At 69.2% G+C, this 24,430-nt stretch carries 24 protein-coding genes and 1 pseudogene; 15 read left to right on the forward strand and 10 right to left on the reverse strand.

The features are described 5' to 3' along the window. Window positions 1-116: 116 nt before the first annotated feature. From ACTWQA_RS27360 to ACTWQA_RS27380, 5 genes are all read right to left on the reverse strand, one after another. Window positions 117-716 (reverse strand): response regulator transcription factor, encoded by a 600-nt coding sequence (locus ACTWQA_RS27360; RefSeq protein ID WP_443161928.1) that lies wholly within the window; start codon window positions 714-716, stop codon window positions 117-119. After that, window positions 713-1,795 (reverse strand): sensor histidine kinase, encoded by a 1,083-nt coding sequence (locus ACTWQA_RS27365; protein WP_443161929.1) that lies wholly within the window; start codon window positions 1,793-1,795, stop codon window positions 713-715. Before ACTWQA_RS27365 ends, ACTWQA_RS27360 begins: the two co-directional genes overlap by 4 nt. A gap of 29 nt (window positions 1,796-1,824) precedes the next feature. Continuing rightward, window positions 1,825-2,553, reverse strand: coding sequence for an ABC transporter permease (locus ACTWQA_RS27370; RefSeq protein WP_443161930.1), 729 nt, complete (start codon window positions 2,551-2,553; stop codon window positions 1,825-1,827). Continuing rightward, complete coding sequence (locus tag ACTWQA_RS27375) at window positions 2,550-3,455, reverse strand: ABC transporter ATP-binding protein (RefSeq protein ID WP_443161931.1); 906 nt, start codon at window positions 3,453-3,455, stop codon at window positions 2,550-2,552. The genes ACTWQA_RS27370 and ACTWQA_RS27375 overlap by 4 nt, the downstream gene beginning before the upstream one ends. A 164-nt stretch (window positions 3,456-3,619) precedes the next feature. Continuing rightward, window positions 3,620-3,778 (reverse strand): DUF3073 domain-containing protein, encoded by a 159-nt coding sequence (locus tag ACTWQA_RS27380; protein ID WP_327589605.1) that lies wholly within the window; start codon window positions 3,776-3,778, stop codon window positions 3,620-3,622. Between the two features lie 239 nt (window positions 3,779-4,017). Here ACTWQA_RS27380 and ACTWQA_RS27385 point away from each other — a divergent pair, with 239 nt between their 5' ends. Genes ACTWQA_RS27385 through ACTWQA_RS27400 form a run of 4 tightly spaced genes read left to right on the forward strand, consistent with a single transcriptional unit; the run spans window position 4,018 to window position 6,844 of the window. Next, a complete protein-coding gene (locus ACTWQA_RS27385; RefSeq protein WP_443161932.1) occupies window positions 4,018-4,200 on the forward strand; it encodes a hypothetical protein in 183 nt (60 codons plus the stop codon). A 2-nt stretch (window positions 4,201-4,202) separates the two neighbouring features. After that, entirely contained in the window at window positions 4,203-4,538 is a 336-nt protein-coding gene (locus tag ACTWQA_RS27390) for an ArsR/SmtB family transcription factor (protein ID WP_327589607.1), read from the forward strand. Then, window positions 4,535-6,235, forward strand: a complete 1,701-nt coding sequence (locus tag ACTWQA_RS27395) for a SulP family inorganic anion transporter (protein WP_443161933.1) — start codon at window positions 4,535-4,537, stop codon at window positions 6,233-6,235. Before ACTWQA_RS27390 ends, ACTWQA_RS27395 begins: the two co-directional genes overlap by 4 nt. A 42-nt stretch (window positions 6,236-6,277) precedes the next feature. Then, entirely contained in the window at window positions 6,278-6,844 is a 567-nt protein-coding gene (locus tag ACTWQA_RS27400; RefSeq protein ID WP_443161934.1) for a universal stress protein, read from the forward strand. Between the two features lie 15 nt (window positions 6,845-6,859). Here the strand turns inward: ACTWQA_RS27400 and ACTWQA_RS27405 are convergent, their stop codons facing one another. From ACTWQA_RS27405 to ACTWQA_RS27415, 3 genes are all read right to left on the reverse strand, one after another. Then, a complete protein-coding gene (locus ACTWQA_RS27405; RefSeq protein WP_443161935.1) occupies window positions 6,860-7,312 on the reverse strand; it encodes a hypothetical protein in 453 nt (150 codons plus the stop codon). A 69-nt stretch (window positions 7,313-7,381) separates the two neighbouring features. Beyond that, a complete protein-coding gene (locus ACTWQA_RS27410) occupies window positions 7,382-8,083 on the reverse strand; it encodes a carbon-nitrogen hydrolase family protein (RefSeq protein ID WP_443161936.1) in 702 nt (233 codons plus the stop codon). 78 nt (window positions 8,084-8,161) lie between these two features. After that, a complete protein-coding gene (locus ACTWQA_RS27415) occupies window positions 8,162-8,494 on the reverse strand; it encodes an ArsR/SmtB family transcription factor (RefSeq protein WP_443161937.1) in 333 nt (110 codons plus the stop codon). Window positions 8,495-8,613: 119 nt separating this feature from the next. Here ACTWQA_RS27415 and ACTWQA_RS27420 point away from each other — a divergent pair. From ACTWQA_RS27420 to ACTWQA_RS27465, 10 genes and pseudogenes are all read left to right on the forward strand, one after another. Then, window positions 8,614-8,703, forward strand: a pseudogene (locus ACTWQA_RS27420) (succinate dehydrogenase/fumarate reductase iron-sulfur subunit); the annotation flags it as partial. Window positions 8,704-9,193: 490 nt separating this feature from the next. Beyond that, window positions 9,194-9,619 (forward strand): cupredoxin domain-containing protein, encoded by a 426-nt coding sequence (locus tag ACTWQA_RS27425; protein WP_443161938.1) that lies wholly within the window; start codon window positions 9,194-9,196, stop codon window positions 9,617-9,619. A gap of 347 nt (window positions 9,620-9,966) precedes the next feature. Further along, window positions 9,967-10,293: a DUF7134 domain-containing protein gene (locus ACTWQA_RS27430; protein WP_443161939.1), complete on the forward strand. Its 327-nt coding sequence runs from the start codon at window positions 9,967-9,969 to the stop codon at window positions 10,291-10,293. A gap of 321 nt (window positions 10,294-10,614) precedes the next feature. Next, window positions 10,615-10,962, forward strand: coding sequence for an ArsR/SmtB family transcription factor (locus ACTWQA_RS27435; RefSeq protein WP_443161940.1), 348 nt, complete (start codon window positions 10,615-10,617; stop codon window positions 10,960-10,962). Window positions 10,963-11,087: 125 nt separating this feature from the next. Next, complete coding sequence (locus ACTWQA_RS27440) at window positions 11,088-11,570, forward strand: NADH-quinone oxidoreductase subunit B family protein (protein ID WP_327589615.1); 483 nt, start codon at window positions 11,088-11,090, stop codon at window positions 11,568-11,570. Next, window positions 11,567-13,582: a proton-conducting transporter transmembrane domain-containing protein gene (locus ACTWQA_RS27445; RefSeq protein WP_443161941.1), complete on the forward strand. Its 2,016-nt coding sequence runs from the start codon at window positions 11,567-11,569 to the stop codon at window positions 13,580-13,582. Before ACTWQA_RS27440 ends, ACTWQA_RS27445 begins: the two co-directional genes overlap by 4 nt. A gap of 5 nt (window positions 13,583-13,587) precedes the next feature. Continuing rightward, window positions 13,588-14,523, forward strand: a complete 936-nt coding sequence (locus ACTWQA_RS27450; RefSeq protein ID WP_443161942.1) for a respiratory chain complex I subunit 1 family protein — start codon at window positions 13,588-13,590, stop codon at window positions 14,521-14,523. 14 nt (window positions 14,524-14,537) lie between these two features. Continuing rightward, complete coding sequence (locus ACTWQA_RS27455; protein WP_443161943.1) at window positions 14,538-15,197, forward strand: hypothetical protein; 660 nt, start codon at window positions 14,538-14,540, stop codon at window positions 15,195-15,197. Next, window positions 15,197-16,645 (forward strand): proton-conducting transporter transmembrane domain-containing protein, encoded by a 1,449-nt coding sequence (locus tag ACTWQA_RS27460; RefSeq protein ID WP_443161944.1) that lies wholly within the window; start codon window positions 15,197-15,199, stop codon window positions 16,643-16,645. Before ACTWQA_RS27455 ends, ACTWQA_RS27460 begins: the two co-directional genes overlap by 1 nt. After that, window positions 16,642-18,111 (forward strand): hydrogenase large subunit, encoded by a 1,470-nt coding sequence (locus ACTWQA_RS27465; protein WP_443161945.1) that lies wholly within the window; start codon window positions 16,642-16,644, stop codon window positions 18,109-18,111. Before ACTWQA_RS27460 ends, ACTWQA_RS27465 begins: the two co-directional genes overlap by 4 nt. Before the next feature lie 76 nt (window positions 18,112-18,187). Here ACTWQA_RS27465 and rox read toward each other — a convergent pair whose 3' ends face one another. Together rox and ACTWQA_RS27475 are read right to left on the reverse strand one after the other, a co-directional pair. Further along, window positions 18,188-19,612, reverse strand: a complete 1,425-nt coding sequence (rox, locus tag ACTWQA_RS27470; RefSeq protein WP_443162033.1) for a rifampin monooxygenase — start codon at window positions 19,610-19,612, stop codon at window positions 18,188-18,190. 339 nt (window positions 19,613-19,951) lie between these two features. Further along, window positions 19,952-21,409 (reverse strand): alpha/beta hydrolase domain-containing protein, encoded by a 1,458-nt coding sequence (locus ACTWQA_RS27475; RefSeq protein ID WP_443161946.1) that lies wholly within the window; start codon window positions 21,407-21,409, stop codon window positions 19,952-19,954. Between the two features lie 246 nt (window positions 21,410-21,655). On the opposite strand from ACTWQA_RS27475, the gene ACTWQA_RS27480 reads away from it, so the two are divergent. After that, complete coding sequence (locus tag ACTWQA_RS27480; RefSeq protein WP_443161947.1) at window positions 21,656-24,412, forward strand: TIM barrel protein; 2,757 nt, start codon at window positions 21,656-21,658, stop codon at window positions 24,410-24,412. Window positions 24,413-24,430: the final 18 nt, after the last annotated feature.

The raw sequence follows: 24,430 nt of genomic DNA on the forward strand, positions 1-24,430 counted from the left end.
CCTCATGGGCAGTGCCGTCCTGAGCCTGTCGGCTGTCACGATCTTGACCACGGCGCCCGCCGCCGCAGGCACATGCTGGGATAAGCCAACCCAGTACACCTATGGGGGCAGGCTGGTCACAGCCATCCCTTCTCCGTGGCCAGCCGTACGGCTTCCGCCCGGGTCCGCGCGCCGGTCTTGCCCATGGCGGAGGACAAGTGGTTACGCACCGTCCCCTCGGACAGGTGCAGGCGCCGCGCGATGTCGGCAACCGTGCCGCCGTCCGCGGCGGCGTTCATGACCTCGAGTTCGCGGGCGGTGAGCGGGCTGATGCCGCTGCTCAGCGATACGGCGGCCAGGTCGGGGTCTACGACGCGCAACCCGGCGTGCACCTTGCGCACGGCCTCGGCCAGGTGCTCGGGCTTGGTGTCCTTGACGACGAAGCCGGCCGCTCCGGCGGCCATCGCACGGGCCAGGTAACCGGGCCGGCCGAAGGTGGTCAGCATGATCACCCGGCAGTCCAGGCCGCGCAGTGCGGCGGCGGCCGCGAGGCCGTCACCGCCCGGCATCTGGATGTCCAGCAGGACGACGTCGGGCCGGGTCGCGCGGGCGGCGTCGATCGCCTCGGATGCGGTGCCTGCCTGGCCGACCACCTCGATGTCGCGCTCCAGGCCGAGCAGGGCCGCCAGGGCGCCGCGCACGAGGGCCTGGTCGTCGACGAGCAGCACCCTGATCATCGCGGGCACTCGACGCGCAGGCGGTAGCCGCCGCCGGGCAGCGCGCCCGCCTCCAGGGTGCCTCCGACGTCACGCAGCCGCCTGGTCAGCCCGGCCAGCCCATGCCCTGTGCCGTTGGCATCGCCGATGCCGTCGTCGGTGATGTCGATGAAGGCGGGGCCGAGTCGCACCTGGCAGCGGCTGGCCCGGCTGTGCTTGACCACGTTGGTCACCCCTTCGCGCAGGACGTAGGCGAAGACGCTGCGGTAACGGTCGGCCATCTGATCGGCCGCTGCCGGGAGGTCGGCCTGGATGCCTGCCGCGTTCAGCGCCGCGGCGGCATCGGCGAGCGCGGTCTCCATCGACAGCTGGTGCGTGGCGGCGACGGCTGCCCGTACGTCGGTGAGTGCCTGCCTGCCCAGCCCTTCGATGTCGGCCACCTCGGCGTGGATCTGCTCGTTGCCGTCGCCTTCCAGCAGGCGCCTGGCCAGGCCCGCTTTGACGGTGATCGTGGTCAGGGTGGAGCCGATCACATCGTGGAGGTCTCTGGACATGCGCTCGCGGTCTCGCAGTACGGCCAGTTCGGCGATGGTGGCGTTGGCGTCGGCCAGCGCCCGGTTGGCGCGCCAGAGTCCGGCCAGCGCGACCGAGGAGAGCACGACGAGAAGGAAGATCATCGTGGTGCCGCGTCCGTCGGACTGCGACATGACCCCGGTCGCGATCGACGCCACGATGGCCGCCGCGGCCAGGCCGAACGCGACCGTCCACGGCAGCATGAAGCCGAAGATGGCCAGCGTGTAGCTGAGGTTCCACACGTGCTGGCCGTACATCAGGACCAGGGGAGCAGAAGCCGCGGCGGCGAGCACGCACAGCCCCACACGCCACATGAGGGGCCTGCCGATGGCCACGCCGACGCCGACCACGTAGCACGCGATGTAGACCGCGATCAGCAGGGTGTGGACGATCTCGCCCAGCCACAGCGCTCTGGCCAGGTCGAGCCATAGGGCGGCGGTGAACAGCAGAGCGAAGATCCACCACGTTCTGGGGTGACGAAACGGCCAACTCATCATCAACGGCCGAAGGGGCGGGGGAGTGGACATCGGGTGAAAGCGTAGCCCCAATGCACCGCTCAGATTCGAGCGGCCTGTCGCCGGTGAAGGGCGATCACCGCGGCGCCCACGACCACGAGCCACGCGACCATCACGGCGACGCCCAGTGGCTGGAACGGTGCGCCGCTGAGCTGGATCCTGGCGTTCTCGGCCAGCCAGTAACTGGGCAGGAGCTTGGCCAGGTCCGCCATGAAGGCGGGCAGTGCCTCGACGGGGATCCACAGGCCGCCGAGCATGGCCATCGGCAGGTAGACGGCCACGCCGGCGCCGCCGGCCGCGTCGGGCTTGACCGCCAGCCCGATGGCCAGGCCGATGACGCCGTACGGCAGAGCCCCTGGCCAGGTGGCGGCGATGAGCGCGAGCCACTGCCCGGCGGGCAGCTCGACGCCTTTGATCACCAGTCCGGCGAGGAAGACCAGCACGATCGCGGGCAGCGCCATCGCCATCGCCACGACCACCTTGGCGGTCACGTACCCCCAGCCGGGTAGTGGTGTGAGCCGCAGCTGCCTGTTCCACCCGGCCAGCCGCTCCTGGCCGACCCTGGTGCCGACCGCGATCGACACCGAGATCGCGGCGAACGCCGCCATGCTCACCATCATGTAGCGCGGCATGTCCAGGCCGCCGGGGCCCAGCCCGCCGAACACCTCGGACATGACCAGGAAGAACACCACCGGGAAGCCGATGGTGATCGCCAAGAAGGTGACGCTGCGCGCGAGGACCTTCAGCTCGGTGACGACAAGAGTGATCATCGGACTGTCTCCTCGGCGGTGAGTACGGCGAAGGCATCCTCAAGCGACATCGGCGTGACCGCGATGTCGCGCGCGGAGGGCACCTCCTGAAGGAGGGCACGCAGCGCCGTGTCGGAGTCGGTGCAGTGCAACTCCACCAGGTCACCGCGCCGCTCGACCGCGCTGACGCCTGGCAGCAGGTCGAAGGGGTGCTCGACGCCGGTCCTGGCGATGATCGTCCTGGTGTCGACGCAGGCGCAGACCTGGGTGACGGAGCCGTCCGCCACGATCGCACCCCGGCGCAGCAGCACGACCCGATCGGCGAAGTCCTGCGCCTCTGCCAGGTAGTGGGTGGCGAACACCACCGTGCGCCCTCCTCCGGCGTACTCCCGCATCGCGGCCCAGAACTCCTGGCGCGCCCGCACGTCCATCGCCACCGTCGGCTCATCCAGCACGAGCAGGTCGGGGTCACAGGCCAAGGCTGCGGCGAACCGGACCCGCTGCTGCTGCCCGCCCGACAGCCCGCCGTACCTGAGCTTGGCGAACGGGGTGACGCCCGCTCGCTCCAGGGCGTCCTCCGGCTCAAGCGGTTTGGGGTACTGCGCGGCGATCACCTTGACGATCTCCCTGGGGGTCATCTCGCCGAGGAAACCGCCTGCTTGGAGCATCGCGCCGACAAGCCCTTCGGCCAGCGCGCGACGTGGCGGGCGGCCGAACAGCGCCACCTCACCGGCATCGGGCGTGATCAGCCCGACAAGCATCTCCATCATGGTCGTCTTGCCCGCGCCGTTGGGGCCCAGCAGGGCCACCACCTCACCGGGTGCGACGAGCAGATCCACATCGCGTACCGCGTGCACCTCAGCGAACCTCTTGCGCAAGCCGCGCAGGCTCACCGCCGCTCCCGCTGACACCAGATCTTTCATGACGCCGACTCTCCCGGCTGTGACCCGGGTGTACGTCGCTTGTCTGTCACGAGTTGGCCATGACAAATGTCACGGCTGCCGGATTTGGATGGAATGAGCCTGACGGGCCACCGGCGCGCTCACCGCGGCCACCGCAGCGATGGCCACCCGGCGGCTCCGTTGTGCTATGCCTGCATGGTCGAGTCGTCGGGCTCGTCGTCGTGCCCGTGCTCGTCTGCGGGGGCGAGTTCGCGGCGGAGTCGATCGAGGTCGATGTCGTGGCTGGTGTACTTGAGCTGGCGAGCTACCTTCGTCTGCTTGGCCTTGGCGCGACCCCGCCCCATGATCTGCACTCCTTCGTCCGGGCTTTCCGGAGCCCAATCCTTGCTACGCTCGCTGGCTGACTCGCAGGTCAGCTCGCGGTCACTGTACCTGGCCCATCCGTACCAACCAGAGACCGACGGCTGCCTCCGCGGTCCGACACAGCCTGACACGCTATCCGAAACATCATAATTTGAATAATTTCGCAATTTGCAACATGATGAGGATGTTGCAGGTTGATCGGGGATCAGGGGGCTTACGGTTGAGCGAGTTCGCTGCGGAGCTTCGGGCACGCATCGATGAGGTGGACGCAGAGCTGCTGCGGGCGCGGGCAGCGTTTGACGACCATGCGGTGGAGGTGCTCACCGTGCGGCTGGAGAACCTGTTGCGCATCGCCGGCCAGCACGATGTCGATGTGCGCTATCCGGCGGACTCGGCCGAGTGATCATGTCGCTTCCGCTGTATGAGGCCAAGGCCGATCTGTTTCGCACGCTGGGCCATCCCGCCAGGATCCGCATCCTGGAGTTGCTCCAGGATGGGCCGCTTCCGGTGCGCGAGCTGCTGGCCGATATCGAGATCGAGGCCTCCAACCTGTCCCAGCAGCTGGCGGTGTTGCGCCGCGCCGGGCTGGTGAGCGCGACCCGTGAGGGGACGACGGTCATCTATGCCCTGCCCACGCCGGACGTGGCCGATCTACTCTTCGCCGCTCGGCGGATCCTCACCGAGATGCTGGCCGGACAGGACCAGTTGCTGGCCGAGCTGCGCGCGGAGGCGCGGCGATGAGTTCGGCTTCCGCGGGTGCGCGCAGGCGCGCCCGTCTTGTGGGCCTGCTACCACGCCGGTCGGACTGGGCGGTGGCGCGCCGCAATCCTCGTCGTGATCTGCTGGCCGGCCTGACGGTCGCCATCGTCGCGCTGCCCTTGGCGCTGGCCTTCGGAGTCAGCTCGGGGCTGGGCGCCCAGGCCGGGCTGGCCACCGCGATCGTTGCCGGGGTGCTGGCCGCGGTGTTCGGTGGTAGCAACCTGCAGGTGTCCGGGCCGACCGGGGCGATGACCGTGGTGCTGGTGCCGATCATGCATCAGTACGGCGCCGGCGGGGTGTTGATGGTGGGTCTGCTGGCCGGGTTGGTGCTCATCGTGCTGGCCGTGGCCAGGGTCGGCCGGTTTGCCCAGTTCATGCCCACCCCGGTCATCGAGGGGTTCACTGCGGGCATCGCGGTGGTGATCGCTTTGCAGCAGGTCCCGTCGGCTCTTGGGGTCACGGGGGCCGAGGGCGAACGGGTCTGGCAGGTGGCCTTTGCGGCGGTTACCCGCTTTGTCGGCGATGCCGATCCTGTGCCGCTGTTGATGGCTGTGGCCGTGGCGGCCCTGATGCTGGCCGGCGCCCGCTGGCGGCCGGGTGTGCCGTTCTCGCTGATCGGTGTGGTCGTGGCGACCGGGGTGGCCGAGCTCGCCGGGCTGGATGTCGCCCGGATCGGGGCGCTGCCGGCCACCTTGCCCGCTCCGAGTCTCGGCTTCGTCGATGCAGGTGCGCTCGCCGGCCTGGTGCCATCCGCGCTGGCCGTGGCGGCGCTGGCGGCGCTGGAGAGTCTGCTGTGTGCCTCGGTGGCCGATGCGATGAGCGTGAACGAGCGGCATGATCCCGATCGGGAGCTGTTCGGCCAGGGCGTCGCCAATCTGGTCGCACCGCTGTTCGGCGGGGTGCCCGCCACCGCGGCGATCGCCCGGACCGCGGTCAACGTGCGCTCCGGCGCCCGCTCCCGGGTGGCGGCCGTCTCCCATGCGGTCGTGCTCGCGGTCATCGTGTTCGCCGCCTCCGGGCTGGTCGGCCGCATTCCGCTGGCCGTCCTGGCCGGGGTGCTGCTGGCTACCACAGTCCGGATGGTCGAGGTCGGCTCGCTGCGGGCGATCGCCCGTTCCACCCGCTCGGACGCGCTGGTGATGGCGTTGACCTTCGTGGTCACGGTCGCTCTCGACCTGGTCACCGCGGTGGCGATCGGCATCGGTGTGGCTATCGTGCTGGCGCTGCGTGCCGTCGCTCTCACGGTCCGGATCGAGCAGGTTCCCCTGGAGGCCGGCGACCACAGTGAGGAGGAGCTCAGGCTGCTGGAAGATCATATCGTCGCCTACCGCTTCGACGGGCCCCTGTTCTTCGCCGCCGCGCATCGGTTCCTGCTGGAGCTCTCGGAGGTCGCCGACGTGCGCGTGATGATCCTGCGCATGTCCCGCGTCACCACCATCGACGCCACCGGCGCCCAGGTTCTCGGGGATGCGATCGCACGGTTGGAGCAGCGCGGCATCATCGTGCTGCTGTCGGGCATCAAGCCCGGTCACGGCCAGGTGATGGGCGTCTTGGGCGTGGCCGAGCACCTGCGCCGCGACGGGCTGATCTTCGCTGACACCCCTGCCGCCATCGCGCACGCGCGTGGCCTGCTCGCCCCCGGGGCCGTTGTGGAAGAGGTCGTCGCGGGCAAGGTGTGAAATCCCGGCTTGCACTGCACGAACGCGGTGAGAAAGCGCACCATGAAGGTGAGGTTCCTCGAGGAGGAGGCCATGAACCAGGGGCTACCCTCCGGCCCGCGGATCGTTGTGGGTGTCGATGACTCTCCCGCATCGCGATGGGCGCTGGCCTGGGGGATCGGAGAGGCGCGGCTGCGGCGTGCACCGCTGCTTGCCGTCCATGTGAGCCGCGCGCCGATCACCCCGATCGGTGAGGTGCTGCCGTACGATCACGGTGCCAGTCTGGAGGAAGAGGCCAGAAGCGCCGAGCTGATCGCGAGTCTGTTCAAGGACGTGGCCGGAGGGATCCCCGGCGACCTGCACGTCGTGTGTGTCGTGCAGCTGGGTGAGCCCTGGCGTCATCTCGTCGAACTCGCCCGCCCGGGTGATCTCCTGGTGCTCGGGCGGGGGAGGCGCCACTGGTGGAGCCGCCTCTTCCTGCCCTCCACACGCCGTTGCTGTACGCGTTATGCACGTACCACGCTGGTCGTGGTCGCGTCACCCTCGGCTCCGGACCAGCCCGATCTGCCTGCCGGGCACCTCGGCCGGCGCCTGCGCAGGCCGTGGATGCGTCACCCTCCCCCGCCATGACGCCGGCTGCCCGACCTACCCCTCCTTCGCCGCCGGCTGCTGCTGCTCGGCCCGAGACCGCGCAGTATCGACATCAGGGCACATCTCAATGGTCAGATCGCTCTCCCGCAACGCCCACAAGGTGAGCTTGTCGCGCGGTGGACAGACCATGACCCGGCGATGTGCCGACAGGTGGCGCACGGCCTCGACGACCGCGGTGCGCCCGACGTGTCCCCAGCCGGCCATCTCGGTGAGATCGATGACGAGCAGCCGATCACCATGTGTCAGTCTCTCCGCCACAGTCGCGATGATCAGGTCGGGCACGGTGAGCCCGGCGTGGCCCGACAGCGAAAGGATCTCGATCGAGTCGCGTCTGTCATGGTGCCAGTGGAAGGTCATGACGAGGTCCTGCGTGCCTTGACAGGCACGCCGATCCTGAAGCCCGTCTTTCTGAACCCCAGAAGCCGCGTGCTGCCGCAGGCCGGGCACGTGCCGTTGCGCAGGGCTGCCGGACGGTGGTGACGCCGGCGATGTTGGCAGAGAGAAAGGCCGCTCGGCTCAGCTGAGCGTCGCCAGCACGAACGTGCCGGCCCGCAATCCGGCCTGGGCCGCGAGTGACCCGTCCGGCGCCCAGATCCCCGACCCGCCGGAGGTCGTCCGATATCCGCCGGTGGGCCCGGCGAAGCTGGCCACCGCAACCCAGACACGATGCGCGGCGGCGATGGCGCGCATGCGGTCATCGCGCCGGTTCCGTGCGCCGAAGGAGAACAGGGTGCTGGCAAGGTAGGCGTCGATGCCCAGGCTCGCGGTCGCCAAGGCGTGTTCGGGTACGCCGGAGTCCCTGCAGATCGCCAGGCCCAGCCGCCACCCGTCGACCTCCACCACAGCGGGCTTGTCGCCGGGAGCGAACCGGTCCGGCTCCGGCGGGTGCAGCCACATCTTCCGGTAGGCCACCGTCACGTCGGTGCCGTCGATGGCGAGCGTGGCGATATAGTCGCGGCCGTCCGGCCCGCGGGCGGGGGCACCTGCCAGCGCGATGGCCTTCTCGTCCCTGCACGCCTGCACGATGGGGGCCAGCCGCGGATCGTCGGCGACGATCGACGGCGCCGCCAGCTCATAGCCGCTCAGGGACAACTCGGGAAAGACCACCACGCGGGCGCCGGCGCTACGAACCGTCGCGGCGTGGGTCACGGCGTTGGCGGCAATATCGGCCGGTACGCAGGGCGGCTGGGCAACAGCGAGGGTCAGCGGGGCACGCATGTCGATCCTTCCCAGGCCGGCAATCGGTGAGTAAGCGCCCGCCGGGTGGCTACCGGAGAACCGACGGGCACCTGCTGTCTATGGGGTGGAGGCGCGCAGGTCTTCCAGCAGTTCGGCCTGCCCCGTCAGCACACCGGTGAGGATCGAGCGCGCCACGGCCATCAGCTGGGCGATCTCCGGGCTGGTGATCGCGTAGTACACGGTGGTGCCGTCCTTGCGGGAGACCACCAGGTTGGCCCGCCGCAACACCGCAAGCTGCTGGGACATGTGTGCGGGCTCGATGCCGACCTCGGGGAGCATCTCGGCGACGGAGTGCTCGCGCTGGCTGAGCAGCTCCAGGATCCGGATGCGGGCGGGATGCCCTAGGGTCTTGAAGAACTCCGCCTTGAGCTGGTAGAGCGGCAGGGTCACCGCGGTCTCTCCCTGTCGTGGATGCGTTCCAGCGGCCTGTATGACCGCCAACCTTCGTCTTCACATTAGGCAATTGCTAATTTTAGCAATGGCCCTTCCGGATCACATTCTTCCTCCCCGCGCTGATCCCGATGAAGGAGCGCGTGGTGGACCGCAAGTACGAGCCGCTGGTGTGGCTGGGCAGCAAGATCTTCAAGCGCGCGGACTAAGGGCCTGTACGGAGTTCGGATCTTCAGGCGGGTTGGCGGCTTCGGATCCACATGACGGCTCCGCGGCGTGGTCTTCGTCACCCCGCCGTGGTGTCTGTGGTTACCTTCTTCTCTTCGCCTGGCCGACCAGGAGTCGGGCATCTTCAGCCTGGCCCAGTTCGTGCCGCACGTCTTGGAGCACCAGTTCTCCAGATAGGCCGTGCCGTACTTGGTGGTGATCTCCTTGAGGCTGCCGATGATGGCGTTGGCGGAGTCCCAGCTGCCCCACATGCGTGACGATTTGCCGTGGCAGTCGTAGCCCAGGGTGGTAGCCGCCGCAGGCCTGCGTCCGCGTGTTCCCCGTTGGGGGTGATGGCGGGAGACTGGAGAGATACTGGAGAGAGACCACCGCATACGGCTGGCCGCAGCAGTCTGGACCACCGGCCGTGGCCATGGCCGAGCCACCGCGCCCGCAGGAGACAGGGCAGCGAGGCCAAAGAGGAGGTCTTCAATGCACAGGATCACCAATCGACGGCGACTGGCCCTCGCCACTGGGGCGGCCGCCGTCACACTGCTGGCCTTTTCCGGTTGCGGGGGCGGTTCGAGCGCACCTGAGGCTCCTCCCGCCCGCCAGGCGACCACGTCGCCTGCCCAGCAGGGAAGCATGGTCAACGTGACGGTGAACGAGTTCTCTTTCGTGATGGCCAAGCAAGACCTCGCCGCCGGCACGTACACGTTCGTGATCGACAACGTCGGAAGCGCGCCCCACGCGATGGCCCTGGAGGGCCCCGCCGTGGGCACCCAGCAGTCGGACGTTGTTGACGGCGGCAAGAAGACCGAATGGACGGTCACCCTTCAGCCCGGCACCTACGAGGTGTGGTGCCCGGTGGGAAACCACCGCGCCCAAGGCATGGAGACCACCCTGACCGTCAAGTGACCACTGCGGGCACGGCTCGGCGCGACGCGGCGCCCCGGCAGGCACGTACGCGATCCCCTTCGCGCCATGGCAGCCGTCCCGGGACGCATCGCAACCCCTCAACCACCGGCCAGTCGGGTCGGGAGCAGGCGAGGTGATGATGTCTGACGGTAGGACCCAGGGCCTTTCTGGCGAGGTCGTCCGTCCCCGGTTCCACGTGCGGATCGCCGAGCTGGACATGCACCCGTATGACGTGGCGGACCGCACCTCGGCTCGCATGGTGTCAATCCAACGGACGACGGGAGTGCCGGACATGCTCGCTCTCAGGACTGACTCACGGCAGGTCGGCAGCGGTCTTTCGTCAACTCATGGCCAGGCTCTCCGAATCGCTGGACCCGCGTGATGCGCTGGTGGCGCTGGGCATCGCGGGCCTGGCCCAGGTGGAGGTGTGGTCCGGAGTCGTCGTAGGAGGCCCCCGGCCGTTGGTGGCCGTCGCCGGGCTGGTCATGGGTCTGGCCCTGGCGTGGCGTAGGCGGGCGCCGATGGCGGTGCTGGTGATCGTGTTGACCGGCGCGATCGCCCAAGCCGCCCTCGGCGTGGATTCCAACGCCGGCTTCGCGATGTTCTTCGCCATGGTCGTGGCGGTCTGCTCGGCGGCCTACCACGCACGGCACCCGGCCATCCGCGGCCGTTGACAGCCCACGGGCCTGATCAGCGAGCGAGGGACGAAAGTCCTGGTGGATCGATGGGCCACGGCGATGCGTCCTAGTGCGCCGTGGCATTACCGGCGCATCAGGTGGGCGTGCGCACGCTGAGGGTGTGGGCCGGCGATGACGGCCACGCCGGGGTCACTGGCCACCCTCTTCTAACGCTATCGTAGTTGCGAAGATGCGTAATTGCTCTCGAGCGTGGGTCCGCGGACTGTGTCGCGCGGGCGGACGAGAGGTGCGGATGAGCACAGTGTTCGCTGCTGCGAATCACGGCTGCCCCGAGCCGCGGCGGGAGGCGGAGGCGTGATGTCGGTGCCGCTGTATGAGGCCAAGGCCGAGCTGTTTCGGCTGCTGGGCCATCCGGTGCGGATCCGGGTGCTGGAGCTGCTGCAGGACGGGCCGATGCCGGTGCGCCAGCTGCTGGCCGAGATCGAGGTGGAGCCGACCGGGCTGTCGCAGCATCTGGCGGTGCTGCGCCGCTCGGGCATGGTGACCGCGCAGCGCGAGGGGACCACAGTGGTGTACGCGCTGGCCGGTGGCCGGGTGGCCGGGCTGCTGCGCGCGGCTCGCGAGCTGCTGGCCGAGAAGCTGTCCGGGCAGCATGAGCTGCTCAGCGAGCTGTTGGAGGACACAGCCGGAAGCGAAGCCTCGTGAGCCTGTTGACTGCGGGCCTGGGCGACCTGCTGGCCGGGGTTCGGCAGCCACCGCATCACCCCCGACCCGGGTGATCATCTGCTGATCGTCTGGCGTGTTGGCTGGTGAGCGATGGAGAGGCAACGATGGGGTTGTGGCGGAAGATCGCGAAGACGGGCCGGGTGGCCGAGCCCGCACCGGAGCGCGAACCAGGTGAGCCGCCGGCGAAGGCGGCGGAGCTTGCCGGGTCGGTGCAGATCAGGCATGTGGATGCGGGGTCGTGCAATGGGTGCGAGGTGGAGATCGCCTCGGCGTTCGGCCCGGTGTATGACGCCGAGCGGTACGGCGCGCGCCTAGTGGCCTCGCCTCGGCATGCGGACGCCCTGCTGGTGACCGGGCCGGTGACGCGCAATATGGAGGTGGCGCTGCGCCGCACCCATGACGCGGTTCCCGAACCACGGCTGGTGATCGCGCTGGGTGACTGCGCACGCAACTGCGGGGCGTTCGCCGGAGCCTACGGGGTGGCCGGGGCGGTGAGCGACGTGGTGCCGGTGGACGTGGAGGTGCCGGGCTGCCCGCCGGAGCCAGACGCGATCGTGGCGGCGTTGCGGGGGCTGACCGGCCGATGAACCTGGTCAGCACGCTGTACGTGATGGCGCTGTCCGGCTGCGCGGTCGCCGCTGTGGCCGCGTTGCTGGCTCCGCCACGAGCGCGGCTGCATCTGGCGGGCTGGTGCACGGCAGGCGCGGGCGGGCTGGGAGCGGCGGCGGGTGTGGCGGCCGTTATGTCTTTCGGCAGCAGTTGGTCGGCCTGGCTGCCGGAGCTGCTGCCGCTGGCCGGGGTACGGCTGGCGATCGACCCTCTGGGCGGGGTGTTCATCGCGGTCACCGGGGTGGTGGCGGTATGCGCGGCGATCTACGGGATCGGCTACTGCGACCACGGCCTGGACGGTCGCGTGTTCCAGTCCGTGCTGCCGCTGTTCGTGGCGGCCATGCTGCTGGTCCCCGCCGCGGCCAGCGTGAGCACGTTCCTGCTCGCCTGGGAGTTGATGGCCGTGTCGTCGCTGCTGCTGGTGCTGGCCGAGCACCGGCGGCGGGCGGCGGTGGGCGGGGCCGGGCTGTGGTACGCGGTCATGACCCACCTCGGCCTGGTGACGATCCTGATCGGGCTGGTCGCTTTCGCCGCCGGGGCCGGTGGGGAGAGCTTCGAGCAGCTGCGTGCCGCCGCGCTGTCGCCGGCCGCCAGGACCGTCGTGTTCCTGGCGACGTTCGCCGGGTTCGCCTCCAAGGCGGGCATCGTGCCGCTGCACGTGTGGCTGCCACGGGCGCACCCGGAGGCGCCGAGTCACGTCTCGGCCCTGATGAGCGCGGCAATGGTGAACATGGGCGTCTACGGCGTCGTCCGGGTCGGACTGGATCTGCTGGGTGGCGGGCCGGCGTGGTGGTGGCTGCTGGTGCTGGTGGCGGGCGCGGCGTCGGCGCTGTTCGGGATCTTGCAGGCGGTGGTCGCCTCGGATCTGAAGCGGCTGCTGGCTTACTCCACGACGGAGAACCTGGGCCTGGTGCTGGTCGGGGTGGGTGCGGCGGGCTTCTTCGCCGCGTCCGACCAGCTGGTGCTGGCGGCGTTGGCGCTGGCCGCGGCGCTGCTGCATGTGGTCAACCACGCCGCGTTCAAGACGGTGTTGTTCCTGTCGGCAGGCTCGGTGCTGCACGCGACGGGCACCCGCGATCTGGACGCTCTTGGTGGGCTGCGCACGCGGCTGCCGTACACCACCGCCGTTTTCGCGGTCGGCGCGTTGTGCGCCTCGGCGCTGCCGCCCGGCAACGCCTTCGTCAGCGAGTGGCTCCTGCTGCAGAGCCTGATCCACGCCCTGCCCGGTTCCGGGGTGGCGGGTGCGGTGACGATGCCGCTGGCCGTCGCGGTGATCGCGCTGTCGGCGGGGCTGGCGGTCGCCACCTTCGTCAAGGCGTTCGGCGTGGGGTTCCTGGCCCGGCCGCGCAGCGCCGAGGCCGAGCGGGCCAGTGAGAGCCCGCCGACCATGCTGGGCGCGATGGCACTCGCGGTGGCGGGCTGCGTGGCTTTGGCACTGGCCCCCACGCTGGTGGTGCCCGCGCTCGGCCGGGCGGTCGGAGTGGTGTTCCCTGGCCGGGACGTGGTGAGCGGGGAGTTGACGCTGCGGCTGGCGGGGCTCTCGGGGATGATCTCGCCGTTGCTGATCGCCGTCGCCCTGGTGGCCGCCGTCGTGGCCGTCCTCGGCCTGGTACGGGTGACCGCGTCGCGGCGGGCACGGCGCGCCGCCCGGCTCTGGGATTGCGGCGCGGGACCGATGTCGGCCCGGATGGAGTACACCGCCACGTCGTTCGCCGAGCCGCTGCAACGGGTCTTCGACGACGTGCTGGCCCCCGAAAGCGATGTGGACGTCACCCCAACGAAGGAGTCGACCTACTTGGTGGAACGTGTGCGGTTCCACGCGCGGGTGCCGGACCGGATCGAGCACCGGCTCTACGATCCGCTGATCGCCGCCGCGTCCGCCGTCGGACGCGGCGCCCGCGGGCTGGCCACCGGCAGCGTGCATCGCTATCTCGGCTACGGATTCTGGGCGCTGACCGCGGCGCTGATCGTCTTGGTGGTGTTGTGGTGACGGGCGTGGTCGGAGCTGTGCTTCAGGTGATCGTCGTCGGGGTCGGCTCGCCGCTGCTGGTGGGGGTGATGCGGCAGGTCCGCGCCCGGCTGGAGGGACGCGCTGGTGCAGGGGTCCTGCAGCCGTGGCGGGACCTGCGCAAGCTGATGCGCAAAGAGCCGATCACTCCGCGCGGCACCGGCTGGGTGTTCCGCGCGGCGCCGCTGCTGCTGGCCGGTACGGCGCTGGTCGTCGCCGCGGTGGTGCCGCTGGTGACCACGGCCTCGCCGCTGGACGGCGTCGCCGACCTGTTCGCGGTGACCGCGCTGCTGGCGCTGGGATCGGTGGCGCTGGCCCTGGGCGCCCTGGACACCGGGACGGCGTTCGGCGGGATGGGCGCCAGCCGGGAGATGACCGTGCTGGCGCTGGTGGAGCCGACGATCCTGGTGTCGGTGTTCGCGCTGTCGATCAGAGCCGGCTCCACCAGCCTGGGGTCGATCGTGACGGCGACAGTGGAGGATCCGTTGTCGGTGATCTCCCCGGTGAGCGTGCTGGCCGCGGTCGCGCTGGCGATCGTCACGATCGCGGAGACCGGCCGGATCCCGGTGGACAATCCGTCCACGCATCTGGAACTGACGATGATCCATGAGGCGATGGTTCTGGAGTACGCCGGGCCGGACCTGGCGCTGATCGAGTGGGCGTCGGCGATGCGGCTGTCGGTGCTACTGGGTCTGCTGGCCAGCCTGTTCTTCCCCCTGGGGATCGCCATCGCGGACGCGGGGGTGCTCGCGCTGCTGGTGGCGATGATCGCGCTGGTGGTCAAGGTGGGGCTGCTGGGGGTGCTGTTGTCGGTCGGTGAGGTGTTCATGGCCAAGCTTCGGTTGTTCCGCGTTCCGGAGTTGCTGGCCGGTTCGTTCCTGTTGGCGTTGCTGGCCGTGGCCGCTTCCTTCTTCCTGGCCTGAACATGGGCGTGAACATGACTGATGCGATGTACATCCAGTTGCTGGACCTGGCCTGCGGGGCGTTCCTGCTGACGGGGGTGCTGGTGCTGTGGCGGCGGGACCTGTCGGCGATCGTGTGGCTGTTCGCCTTGCAGGGGGTGGCACTGACCGCGATGGTCATCGTCCTGGGTGTCCAGCAGGACGATCTCGAGCTGATCCTGATCGGTCTCGGGGTGGGCGCGTTGCGCGCCGCGCTGCTGCCGTACCTGATGCGCCGCGCACTCGTCGCGAGCGGCGAGGCCCGCGAGACGCAGCCGCTGGTCAACGTGGCGACCTCGCTGCTGGTGGCGGCGGTGCTGGCGATGCTGGCCTACGCGGTCTCCCAACCGCTGGTACGGCTGTCGCCCACCCCGGCCACGCAGGCGGTGCCGGTCGCGCTGACCGTGCTGCTGATCGGGTTCTTCGTCCTGGTGACCCGGCGGCGGGCACTGTCGCAGGTGGTGGGCTTCCTGCTGATGGACAACGCCATCACCGCCACCGCCTTTCTTACCACCAGCGGCGTCCCACTCGTCGTCGAGCTCGGGATCTCCCTGGACGTCCTGCTGGCTGTCCTGGTGCTGCAGGTGCTGACCACCCGGATGCGGGCCGCCTTCGGCGGCACCGACCTCGACGAGCTGCGGGAGTTGCACGACTGATGGACAGCCTGCTGGTGATCGCTCCGGTCGCGGTGCCCGCGGCCGCCGCCTGCGTCTATGCCGTGCTCGGCTGGAACCGGGTCACCGCCTGGCTGGGCACGCTGTCCGCGGCCGGGCTGCTGTCCTGCGCCGTCGCGCTGGCGGCGGGGGACCGGCGCGACGCGCTGGGCGGGCTGCTGCTCAGCGACGCGCTGAGCGCCTTCATGCTGCTCGTGATCGGCGCGGTCGCGCTGCTGGCGATGGCGGCCAGTCCCGCCTACCTGGCGGCCGAGCTTGCCGCGGGGCATACGGGCCCGCGCGCGATGCGCCGCTACGGCGTGCTCACCCAGTCCTTCATCGCCGCGATGGCGCTGGCCGTCCTGTCTTCCAGCCTTGGCCTGCTGTGGGTCGCCATCGAGGCGACCACCATCCTGACCGCCTTCCTGGTCGGGCACCGGCGCACCCGCCAGGCCACCGAGGCCGCGTGGAAATACGTGGTCATCTGCTCGGTCGGCATCGCGCTCGCGCTGCTCGGCATCGTGATGGTCCACTACGCCGGCACCCGCGCCGGAATTGCTTCCCTGGACTGGGTGGTGCTGGCCGAGCACGCGAACCGGCTCGACCCCGGCGTGATGCGCATCGCGGTCATGCTGCTCGTGCTCGGGTTCGGCACCAAGGCAGGGCTGGCGCCGATGCACGCCTGGCTGCCCGACGCGCACAGCCAGGCCCCGGCTCCGGTGTCGGCGCTGATGTCAGGGGTGCTGCTGTCGGTGGCGTTCTATGCCATCCTGCGCGTCAAGGTCATCGCCGATCTGGCGCTCGGTGCAGGGTTCGCCCGGGTCTTGCTGGTCGTCGTGGCGTTGGCCTCTCTGGCCGTGGCCGCGTTGCTGCTGCTCGGGCAGCGCGACTACAAACGGCTGCTGGCCTACTCCAGCATCGAGCACATGGGGCTGGTCGCACTCGGCGCGGCGATCGGCAACACCCTCGCACTGGTCGCCGTGCTGCTGCACATCCTCGGGCACGGGCTCGGCAAGTCGGTGTTGTTCCTGTCCGCAGGACAGCTGCACCAGGCGCTCGGCAGCAGCCGGATCCACGCGGTACGCGGGCTCCTGGCCAGAGCGCCGCTGCTCTCTGGGGTTTTCGCGCTGGGGCTGCTTGCCCTGCTCGGCCTGCCGCCCTTCAGTCTGTTCGCCAGCGAGCTGGGCATCGCGCGGGCGGGCTTCGCCGCCGGGTTGGGCTGGGCGATCGCGGCGGCCCTGGTGTTGATGCTGGTCATCGTCGCCGCCATCGGGCGCCAGGGCCGGCGGATGCTCCTGGGCGGCGGGCCGGGTGAGGCCATCGCGCTGCCGCGCAGTGTGGCCGTCCCGCTGGTCGCGGGCCTGGCCGGCTGCGCCGTCCTGGGCATCACTCTCGGGCCGCTGCACTCCTTGTTGCAGGCCGCCGCCACCATCGCCGGAGCAACGCCATGAGCATGCGCACCATAGCCGACATCAGCTCCGCCGAGCTGCCCGAGCACGCCGCCCGGCTGCTGGCCGACGGCCACCGGCTGGCGCTGGTCTCCGCACTCCAGGAGATCGACGGGTTCGGCCTGGCGTACCTGTTCGTCGCCGGCGGCCCGGATCGCCGTACCGAGCTCCGGCTCCGCCTGCCCCTCGAGCAGCCGGCCGTGCCCAGTCTTGCCCACCTGTCCTTCCCCGCCGGCCGGTTCGAACGGGAAATCCGCGACCTGTACGGGATCACCCCGCTCGATCACCCGCTCCCCCGGCGGCTGGTGCGCCACCATCACTGGCCACGCGGCTGGTACCCCATGCGCTCCGACGCCGGGTTGCCACCCTCCTTCGGCGACCCAGAAGGTCCTTACCCGTTCGTCACCGTGGAGGGTCAGGGCGTCTACGAGATCCCCGTCGGACCCGTCCACGCCGGCCTCATCGAACCGGGGCACTTCCGCTTCTCCGTGGTCGGCGAGACCATCATCAAGCTCAAGGCCCGGCTCTGGTTCGTGCACAAGGGCATCGAAAAGCTCTTCGAAGGCCGCCAACCTGCCGACGGGCTGGAACTGGCCGAGCGTGTCAGCGGAGACACCTCCGTCGGCCACGCGCTCGCCTACTGCCTGGCCGTGGAAGAGGCCACCCAGGCCCCGGTCAGCGTGCAGGCGCAGCGGGAACGAGCCCTGCTGCTGGAGCTGGAACGCCTCTACAACCACGTCACCGACCTGGGCGCGCTCTGCAATGATGTGGCCTTCGGCATCCTGCACGCGCACACCGGGCGTATCCGCGAACAACTCTTGCGGATCAACGCCCAGGTCACTGGACACCGGCTGCTGCGTGGCGGCGTCCGCCTCGGCGGCGCCCACCTGGAGGCCCTCCCCGACCCGGATCGACTGCACGCCATCGGCGCAGACGTGGCCGAACTCGCCGAACTCGCCCTGCGGCACACCGTGGTCGCCGACCGCTTCACCGGCACCGCCGTGCTGTCCGGCGACGCCGCCCGCGACCTCGGCACGCTCGGCTACGTGGCCCGCGCCAGCGGCCTGGACCTCGACGCCCGCCGCGACCACCCCTTCACCGACCTCGGCGACTTCACCCCCGCCCGCCGCACCGGCGGGGACGTGCTGGCCCGCTTCCAGATCCGGGCGGATGAGATCGCCACGTCCATCGCCTTGATCACTCATCTGATCGGCGAGCCCACGGCGCCGGGGGATTCATCTCCGGCCGAGGGCTCTTCCTCGGGTGTGGGACTCGTCGAGGGCTGGCGCGGCACGATCGCCCACCGCATCGAGCTCGCCCCCGACGGGACCCTCACCCGCGTGAAGATCGTCGATCCGTCCTTCTTCAACTGGCCCGCTCTTCCGGTGGCGCTCAACAGCGCGATCGTCCCTGACTTTCCCCTGGTCAACAAGAGCTTCAACCTGTCCTACGCCGGCAACGACCTCTGACAGCAAGATGCGCCAGTCGATCCGGGTCGCGGCATCGACGCCACGTATATGCGGGATGACCACTGCTCAGGTGAAATCAGTTGGCGGGCTTGCCGAACCAGCGGGAGAGGTGGTCGTCCAGGTCCTGCTGATCGTCGCCGATCCAGGCGACGTGGCCGTCGGGGCGTAGCAGGACGCACGGAACATCCAGTACCGCAGTGGGATCCGCGAGGTAATCGACCCGGTCTGACCAGCCGCCGACGGTCAGGCGTTCGGTGCGGTCCAGCAGCAGGCCGCGGCCGCGATGCAGCAGACCGTAGAGGTGGCCCTGTTTCACGTCGATGTCGCGCAGGCGGCGGCCGAGCAGGTCGGGGCCTTCGCCGAAGTCGTAGCGGATGCCGATCGCGGTGATCTTCTCGATCAGATGGCGGTTCACCTCGTCGAAGTCCATCAGTTCGGTGAGCAGCCTGCGCACGGCCTGCGGGCCCGGTTCGGTGGACGACAGTTCCATCTGGGCGCGGGTGTTGTCCAGCACGTCCTCGGCGACCGGATGGCGTTCGGCCTGGTAGGTGTCCAGCAGTGTTTCCGGCGCCCAGCCGCGGATCTGTGCGGCCAGTTTCCAGCCGAGGTTGAATGCGTCCTGAACGCCCAGGTTGAGGCCCTGTCCGCCGATGGGTGGATGGATGTGTGCCGCATCGCCGGCCAGCAGCACCCGCCCGACCCGATACCGTTCGGCCAGCCGGGTGGCATCCCCGAAGCGGGACAACCAGCGCGGGGAGTGCACGCCGAAATCGGTTCCGGCGATGGTGCGCAACTGTTGTTTGAAATCCTCGAGGGTGGGCGGTTCCGCGCGGTCACTGACTCCCGCGGCGGGGACTACGACGCTATAGACCCTTTCGCCGAAGGGCCGCAGCCAGAATCGCTGATGGATCTCGCGCAATTCGGTCACCTTGGCGGCGATCTCCTCCGGCGGCACGCCCACTTCCATCTCTCCCATCAGCGTCTCGGTCCGCGAGGGCTCGCCGGGGAAGCCAACGCCGAGCAATTTGCGCACCGTGCTGCGCCCGCCATCACAGCCGACGAGATAGCGCGAACGCAGCTGTTCCCCGTCGGCCAACTCGACGGTCACACCCTCGTCGTCCTGCGCGAAACCGGCGACCGCGCAACCGCGCCGGACCTGCGCACCCAGTTCGATCACATGTTCCTCGAGCAGGTGAACGATGACCGGTTGCGGGATGCCCAGCAAATAGGCGTACGCGGAATCCAGGCCCTTGGGCGCGGGTTTGGGGATGGCGGCGAAGAAACCGCCGGCCGGACGTTGTCTTCCGTGCTGGAGAATGCGATCCAGCAGTCCGCGCATCGCCATCAGCTCGAGACTGCGAATATGCAGACCGACGATGCGGACGAACGACGCGGGCTCGGTTTCCTTCTCCAGAATGAGGACTCGCACATCGTGCAGCCGCAGTTCGGCGGCCAGCATCGCACCGGTCGGCCCGCACCCGGCAATGATCACATCGAACATGAGGGGCGCGCGATCGGCGCCGGAGGCCGGCGACCAGAGAACTCCGGGGACGTCGCCCACCGTGGAGTCACGCTCGCCCCTGTCGTTCGACGGCGGCTCGGCGGTGAACTGCTGAGAGTGCATAGGTGTTGCCTTTCGGGAGTGCCTTGGTGGCGAGGCGCTCCCGGCGACACCTACCTCAATCGCCCGACCGTGACGGGAAGGGGGAGCACCCACATCGATACAGCGTTCATGGGTCTCACCTCCTCGGGCGGCGTCACGATCAACCGCAAGCTACAAGCCCGAGCATCATCCCGTCCAATCCATTTCCCAGCCACGTGATCACGGTTCCACACGGGCCTACCTGGGCACGCTCGCGCCTGCGGCCTCGTTGACGGACGCCGCCCCGTCCTCCCGCGTCAGCCACCCTTCCTTGACCAGCTTGTGCACCTGGCCGGCCACAGCGCGCGCGTAGACACCATGGTCGGTATAGAGCTGCTGCAGCTTGCTCGGGGTGAACGGGGTCATATGACCGAACAGGAAGCAGTTCGGGCCGGTGCTCGCCGGATGATAGGTGGCGGTGGGCGCGTCCACCCACGGTGTGCGGACGCCGCCGACTGCGTTCCCGTGCTCGTCGAGAACGGTCTGGCCGCCGGCGTCCACCTGGATGCGCGGTGCGCGTGGTGGTGTGGCTCGGTTGCGGGCCCAGCGGTCCAGATTCACGTGGGCGGCGTTGTACAGGTAGTGCATCGGGAAAGTGGTGCCGACGCCGTCGCAGTTGAAGTAGTTGTAGGTGACGCCGATCCTGGCCAGGTCTTCGGGAGACGGGGCGAAACCGGAGGTGTAGGCGTAGGCGTGAGCCGAGCCGGGCACCTCGTACAGGCGGTACTTGTCGTCGGGCTGGTCGGAGTCGTCGCGGCGCGAGGCGCCCCGGTCCATGAAGAAATCGGTCTGTGTCTGCATCTTGATGACCGGCTCGGCGGTGGGCCGGATGAGGTCATGGTCGGCGGGTGTGGGTCCGCACTTGTTGAGCGGCTTGACACCGCTCGCGGAGGCCGCGACGAGAAAGCCGTCGTAGACGCGCGCGAGTGGATGCACCGCGTTGATGTAGCGGGTCAGGTAGGCGCCCGACTGGGAATATCCGGTCGCGTAGACCTTGTCGACCTTCAAGCCGCGCAGCGGGTTGTCGCGCCCGTGGCTCTTCAGTGCCGCGCCTGTCTGGCTGAGGATGTCCCACACCAGACCGCCCTCGGAGCCGGCGGCGGAGTTGAGCGCCCGTCCGGTGCAGCCACGTTGGTCCGGCCAGGACAGCGAGCCGTATCGGGACGGGTCGAACTTCTTCAACGACGCGACCGCGTTGGGCGCGCTGGTGATCCCCACGTAGGCGTCCCCCCGTCGCAGGTACTCATCGTGGGACGTCAGCCACATGCGGTCAAGGTCCCAACCGTTGGTCATGTTCATGATGTCGGCGACGACCGTCCCGCTGAACGCTCTGCGATCGGCCGGCCGCCGCACGATGATGCGGTTCGTGTACGGCACGGCCGTACGCACCACCGTGACCTTGCCTGCGGCGTCGTAATCGTAGACATTGGCCCGCCCGCTCACGAGGAATTCCTCCTCGACGTAGCCGTATGCGTCCAGTGGCACGGTGGAGATGTTGAACGGATGCGAATCGCCGCTGGACTGGAGGGGCCCGGTCAGCGAGGGCACGGGCGTCCTCGGCGGAGTCGCTGTGTGCGCCGTGGCGGGTACTGACAGCGCCGTCGAGACGAGCATGAACGTGCACGCGAGGGTGATGCTGCGGGACTGTCGAGACATGGGGCGGCCCTTGGTCTGCCTGATGGACTAATTGATCCGCTTAATGGGCTGCACGATAGATCCGTTTCTGTCGGGCAGTCAACAGTCAGGTTCTACCTGTCAGATCACCGAATCCACGTAGCGGACCACAGGGTAGCCGGATTGCCTCTTTCGCCGACGGCCGACAAGGCATATAAGTAAGTATCTAGTTCGTACGTTAATCGCCGCGAAGAAGGTGAGACGCCTATGCTCACCGCCGATCATGGCATGGCAAGTCCTGTCAGCCGCCGCGCTGCGAGTCCTCCTCTGGCGCTCGCGACGGTCTGCCTCTCCGGCACCCTGGAGGACAAGCTCGCGGCCGCCTCCGCGGCGGGCTTCGACGGGATCGAGATCTATGAAGGCGACCTCATCGTGTCGAGCTGGTCACCGAGCCGGATTCGGCAGGAATGCGCCGAGCTGGGCCTGTCAATCCACCTCTATCAGCCGTTCCATGACTTCGAGGCAGTGCCCTCCGAGACATTCGAGGCCAATCTCCGTCGGGCGGAGCGGAAGTTCGATGTGCTGGAACAACTCGGCGCGACCATGATGGCGGTCTGCTCGACGACATCCATGAACGCTGTCGACGACGACGACCTCGCCGCGGAGCAACTCCACACGCTGGCCGTCCGGGCCGCGCGGCGTGGCCTGCGCATCGCCTACGAGGGCCTTGCCTGGGGGCGGTTCGTGAACACCGTCGAACACGCCTGGCGGATCGTTCGGCGCGCCGGCCATCCCGCACTCGGTTTGTGCCTCGACAGCTTCCACGCGTTCTCCCGCGGCGACGACCCCGCCAAGATTCGAGCCGTGCCAGGTTCGAAGGTGTTTCACCTGCAACTTGCCGACGCACCGCGGCTGAACATGGACATACTGGAGTGGAGTGAGCACCACCGGTTGTTTCCCGGGCAAGGCGCTTTCGATCTGACTGACTTCCTTGGCCACGTCCTGGCCACCGGGTACGACGGCCCCCTTTCGATCGAGGTGTTCAACGACGTCTGCCGGCAGGCAGATCCCCGGCATGTCGCCGTCGACGCGATGCGCTCACTGCTGTCGCTGGAGGAGACAGTCGGCACGCTCGGCCAGGTGGCGGTCCGCGAGCGCACCCAGCTGACCAACCTGCCGCCGGCTCCGCAGCTCGACGGTCACGTGTTCACCGAGCTGGCCGTGGACGAGATCTCCGGCCCGATCGTGGCGCGGGGGCTCGCCACGCTGGGGTTCACCCATACTGGCCAGCATCGCTCCAAGCCGGTGCAACTGTGGTCGCAGGGCAAGGCCCAGGTTCTGCTGAACTTCGCATCGCAAAGGACAGTACCGGCAGGCACTGCGGCCATCTGCGCGCTGGCCGTGGAGAGCGCTGACCCGGTCGGCTCGGCCCGGCGGGCCGAGCGGCTGCTGGCGCCCGTGTTACCGCGCGCCCGGCAGGTGGAGGAGGCCGACCTCAACTCCGTGGCGGCACCCGACGGAACGGCCGTCTTCTTCTGCCGCACAGGCGGGCACGACAACTGGCTCAACGATTTCGCTCCCACCGGCCGCGAGGCTCGCAGCGACGGCCTGCTGACCGGAACGGATCACGTCTCGCTCACCGAGTCAGTCGATGACTTCGACCAGGCCGCGCTGTTCTATCGTTCGGTGCTCGGCCTGCAGGCCACGCAGACCACCACGCTGCCCGCGCCGTTCGGGCTGATCCACAGCCGGGCCGCGACCGATCCGGAGCATCACGTCCGGATCAGCCTCAACACTGCGCCGCTGCGACGGGGCGACTGGTCGCCGGCGGTGCCGAGCCCTCAGCACATCGCCTTCGCCACCGACGACGCGATCGCCAGCGCGAGGGCGATGCGGGCACTCGGCGCACCGCTGCTGAGGATTCCCGACAACTACTACGATGATCTCGACGCCCGTCTGGCGCTGCCGCAGCACCTCCTCGGGGCAATGCGGCAGCACTCCATCCTTTATGACCGAGATCAAGACGGCGAATACCTTCACTTCTACACCGAGATGCTCGGCGCGCGGATCTTCTTCGAAGTGGTGCAGCGGATCGGCGCATACTCCGGCTATGGCGCCGCGAACAGCGCGGCGGTGCGCATGGCCGCGCACCGGAGGCGCCGGCTGACCACGCTGAGGGAGTCGTCCGCGCTTGTCAGCGGCGACCGTCTGCACGACTACTCATTGGCGCATTTGACGGCGCTGAGCCTGTCTCCGCCCGAGTTGGTGAGCGCCGCTGCTGACGCGGGCTATCGATACGTGGGCCTGCGCATGACGCGGGTCACGCCGTACGAGCCGCACCACCCCCTCGCCACCGACCCCGCTCTGATGCGGGCGACCAAAGTCCGCCTCGCGGCCACGGGAATCGAGGTGCTCGACATCGAGCTCGCCCGGATCGCGCCCGATGACGACCCCGCGGACTTCCTGCGCTTCCTGGAGGCTGGAGCCGAGCTGGGGGCCCGCCATGTCATCACCCAGCTCCCGGATCCGGACTTCGCTCGCAAAGCCGACCGGTTCGCGCGGTTGTGCGAGATGGCCAGGCCTCTCGGCCTCACCATCGATCTTGAGTTCCCGTCGTGGACCCAGACGCCCAACCTCACCGAAGCCGTGCGCGTCCTGCGGGACGCCGACCGGCCCAACGCGGGAATCCTCGTTGATCTGATCCACTTCGCGCGCTCCGGCTCCAGCGTGGCCGAGCTCCGAGACCTGCCACGCGAGTGGTTCCGTTTCGCCCACGTCTGCGATGCACCAGCCGAGGCGCCGGCCACGCAGGAGGAAATCATCTACGCCGCTCGCTTCGAGCGCCTGTTCCCCGGCGAGGGTGGCATCGACGTGCACGGCGTCCTTGGCGCCCTGCCGCCCGGGATCCCGTACGCTCTGGAGATCCCGCGAGCCACACTCGTGGCGCAGGTGGGCGCTAAGGAGCACGCCCGTCTCGCGATCACCGCAGCGCGTCGCCACCTCGATGGGGTCGGCCAGCGAGCAGGCCCCACTGAGGCGGCATAGATCGAGCCGCGGCCGCCG

The organism is Nonomuraea sp. 10N515B, assembly GCF_052245915.1.
Classification (GTDB): Bacteria; Actinomycetota; Actinomycetes; order Streptosporangiales; family Streptosporangiaceae; genus Nonomuraea.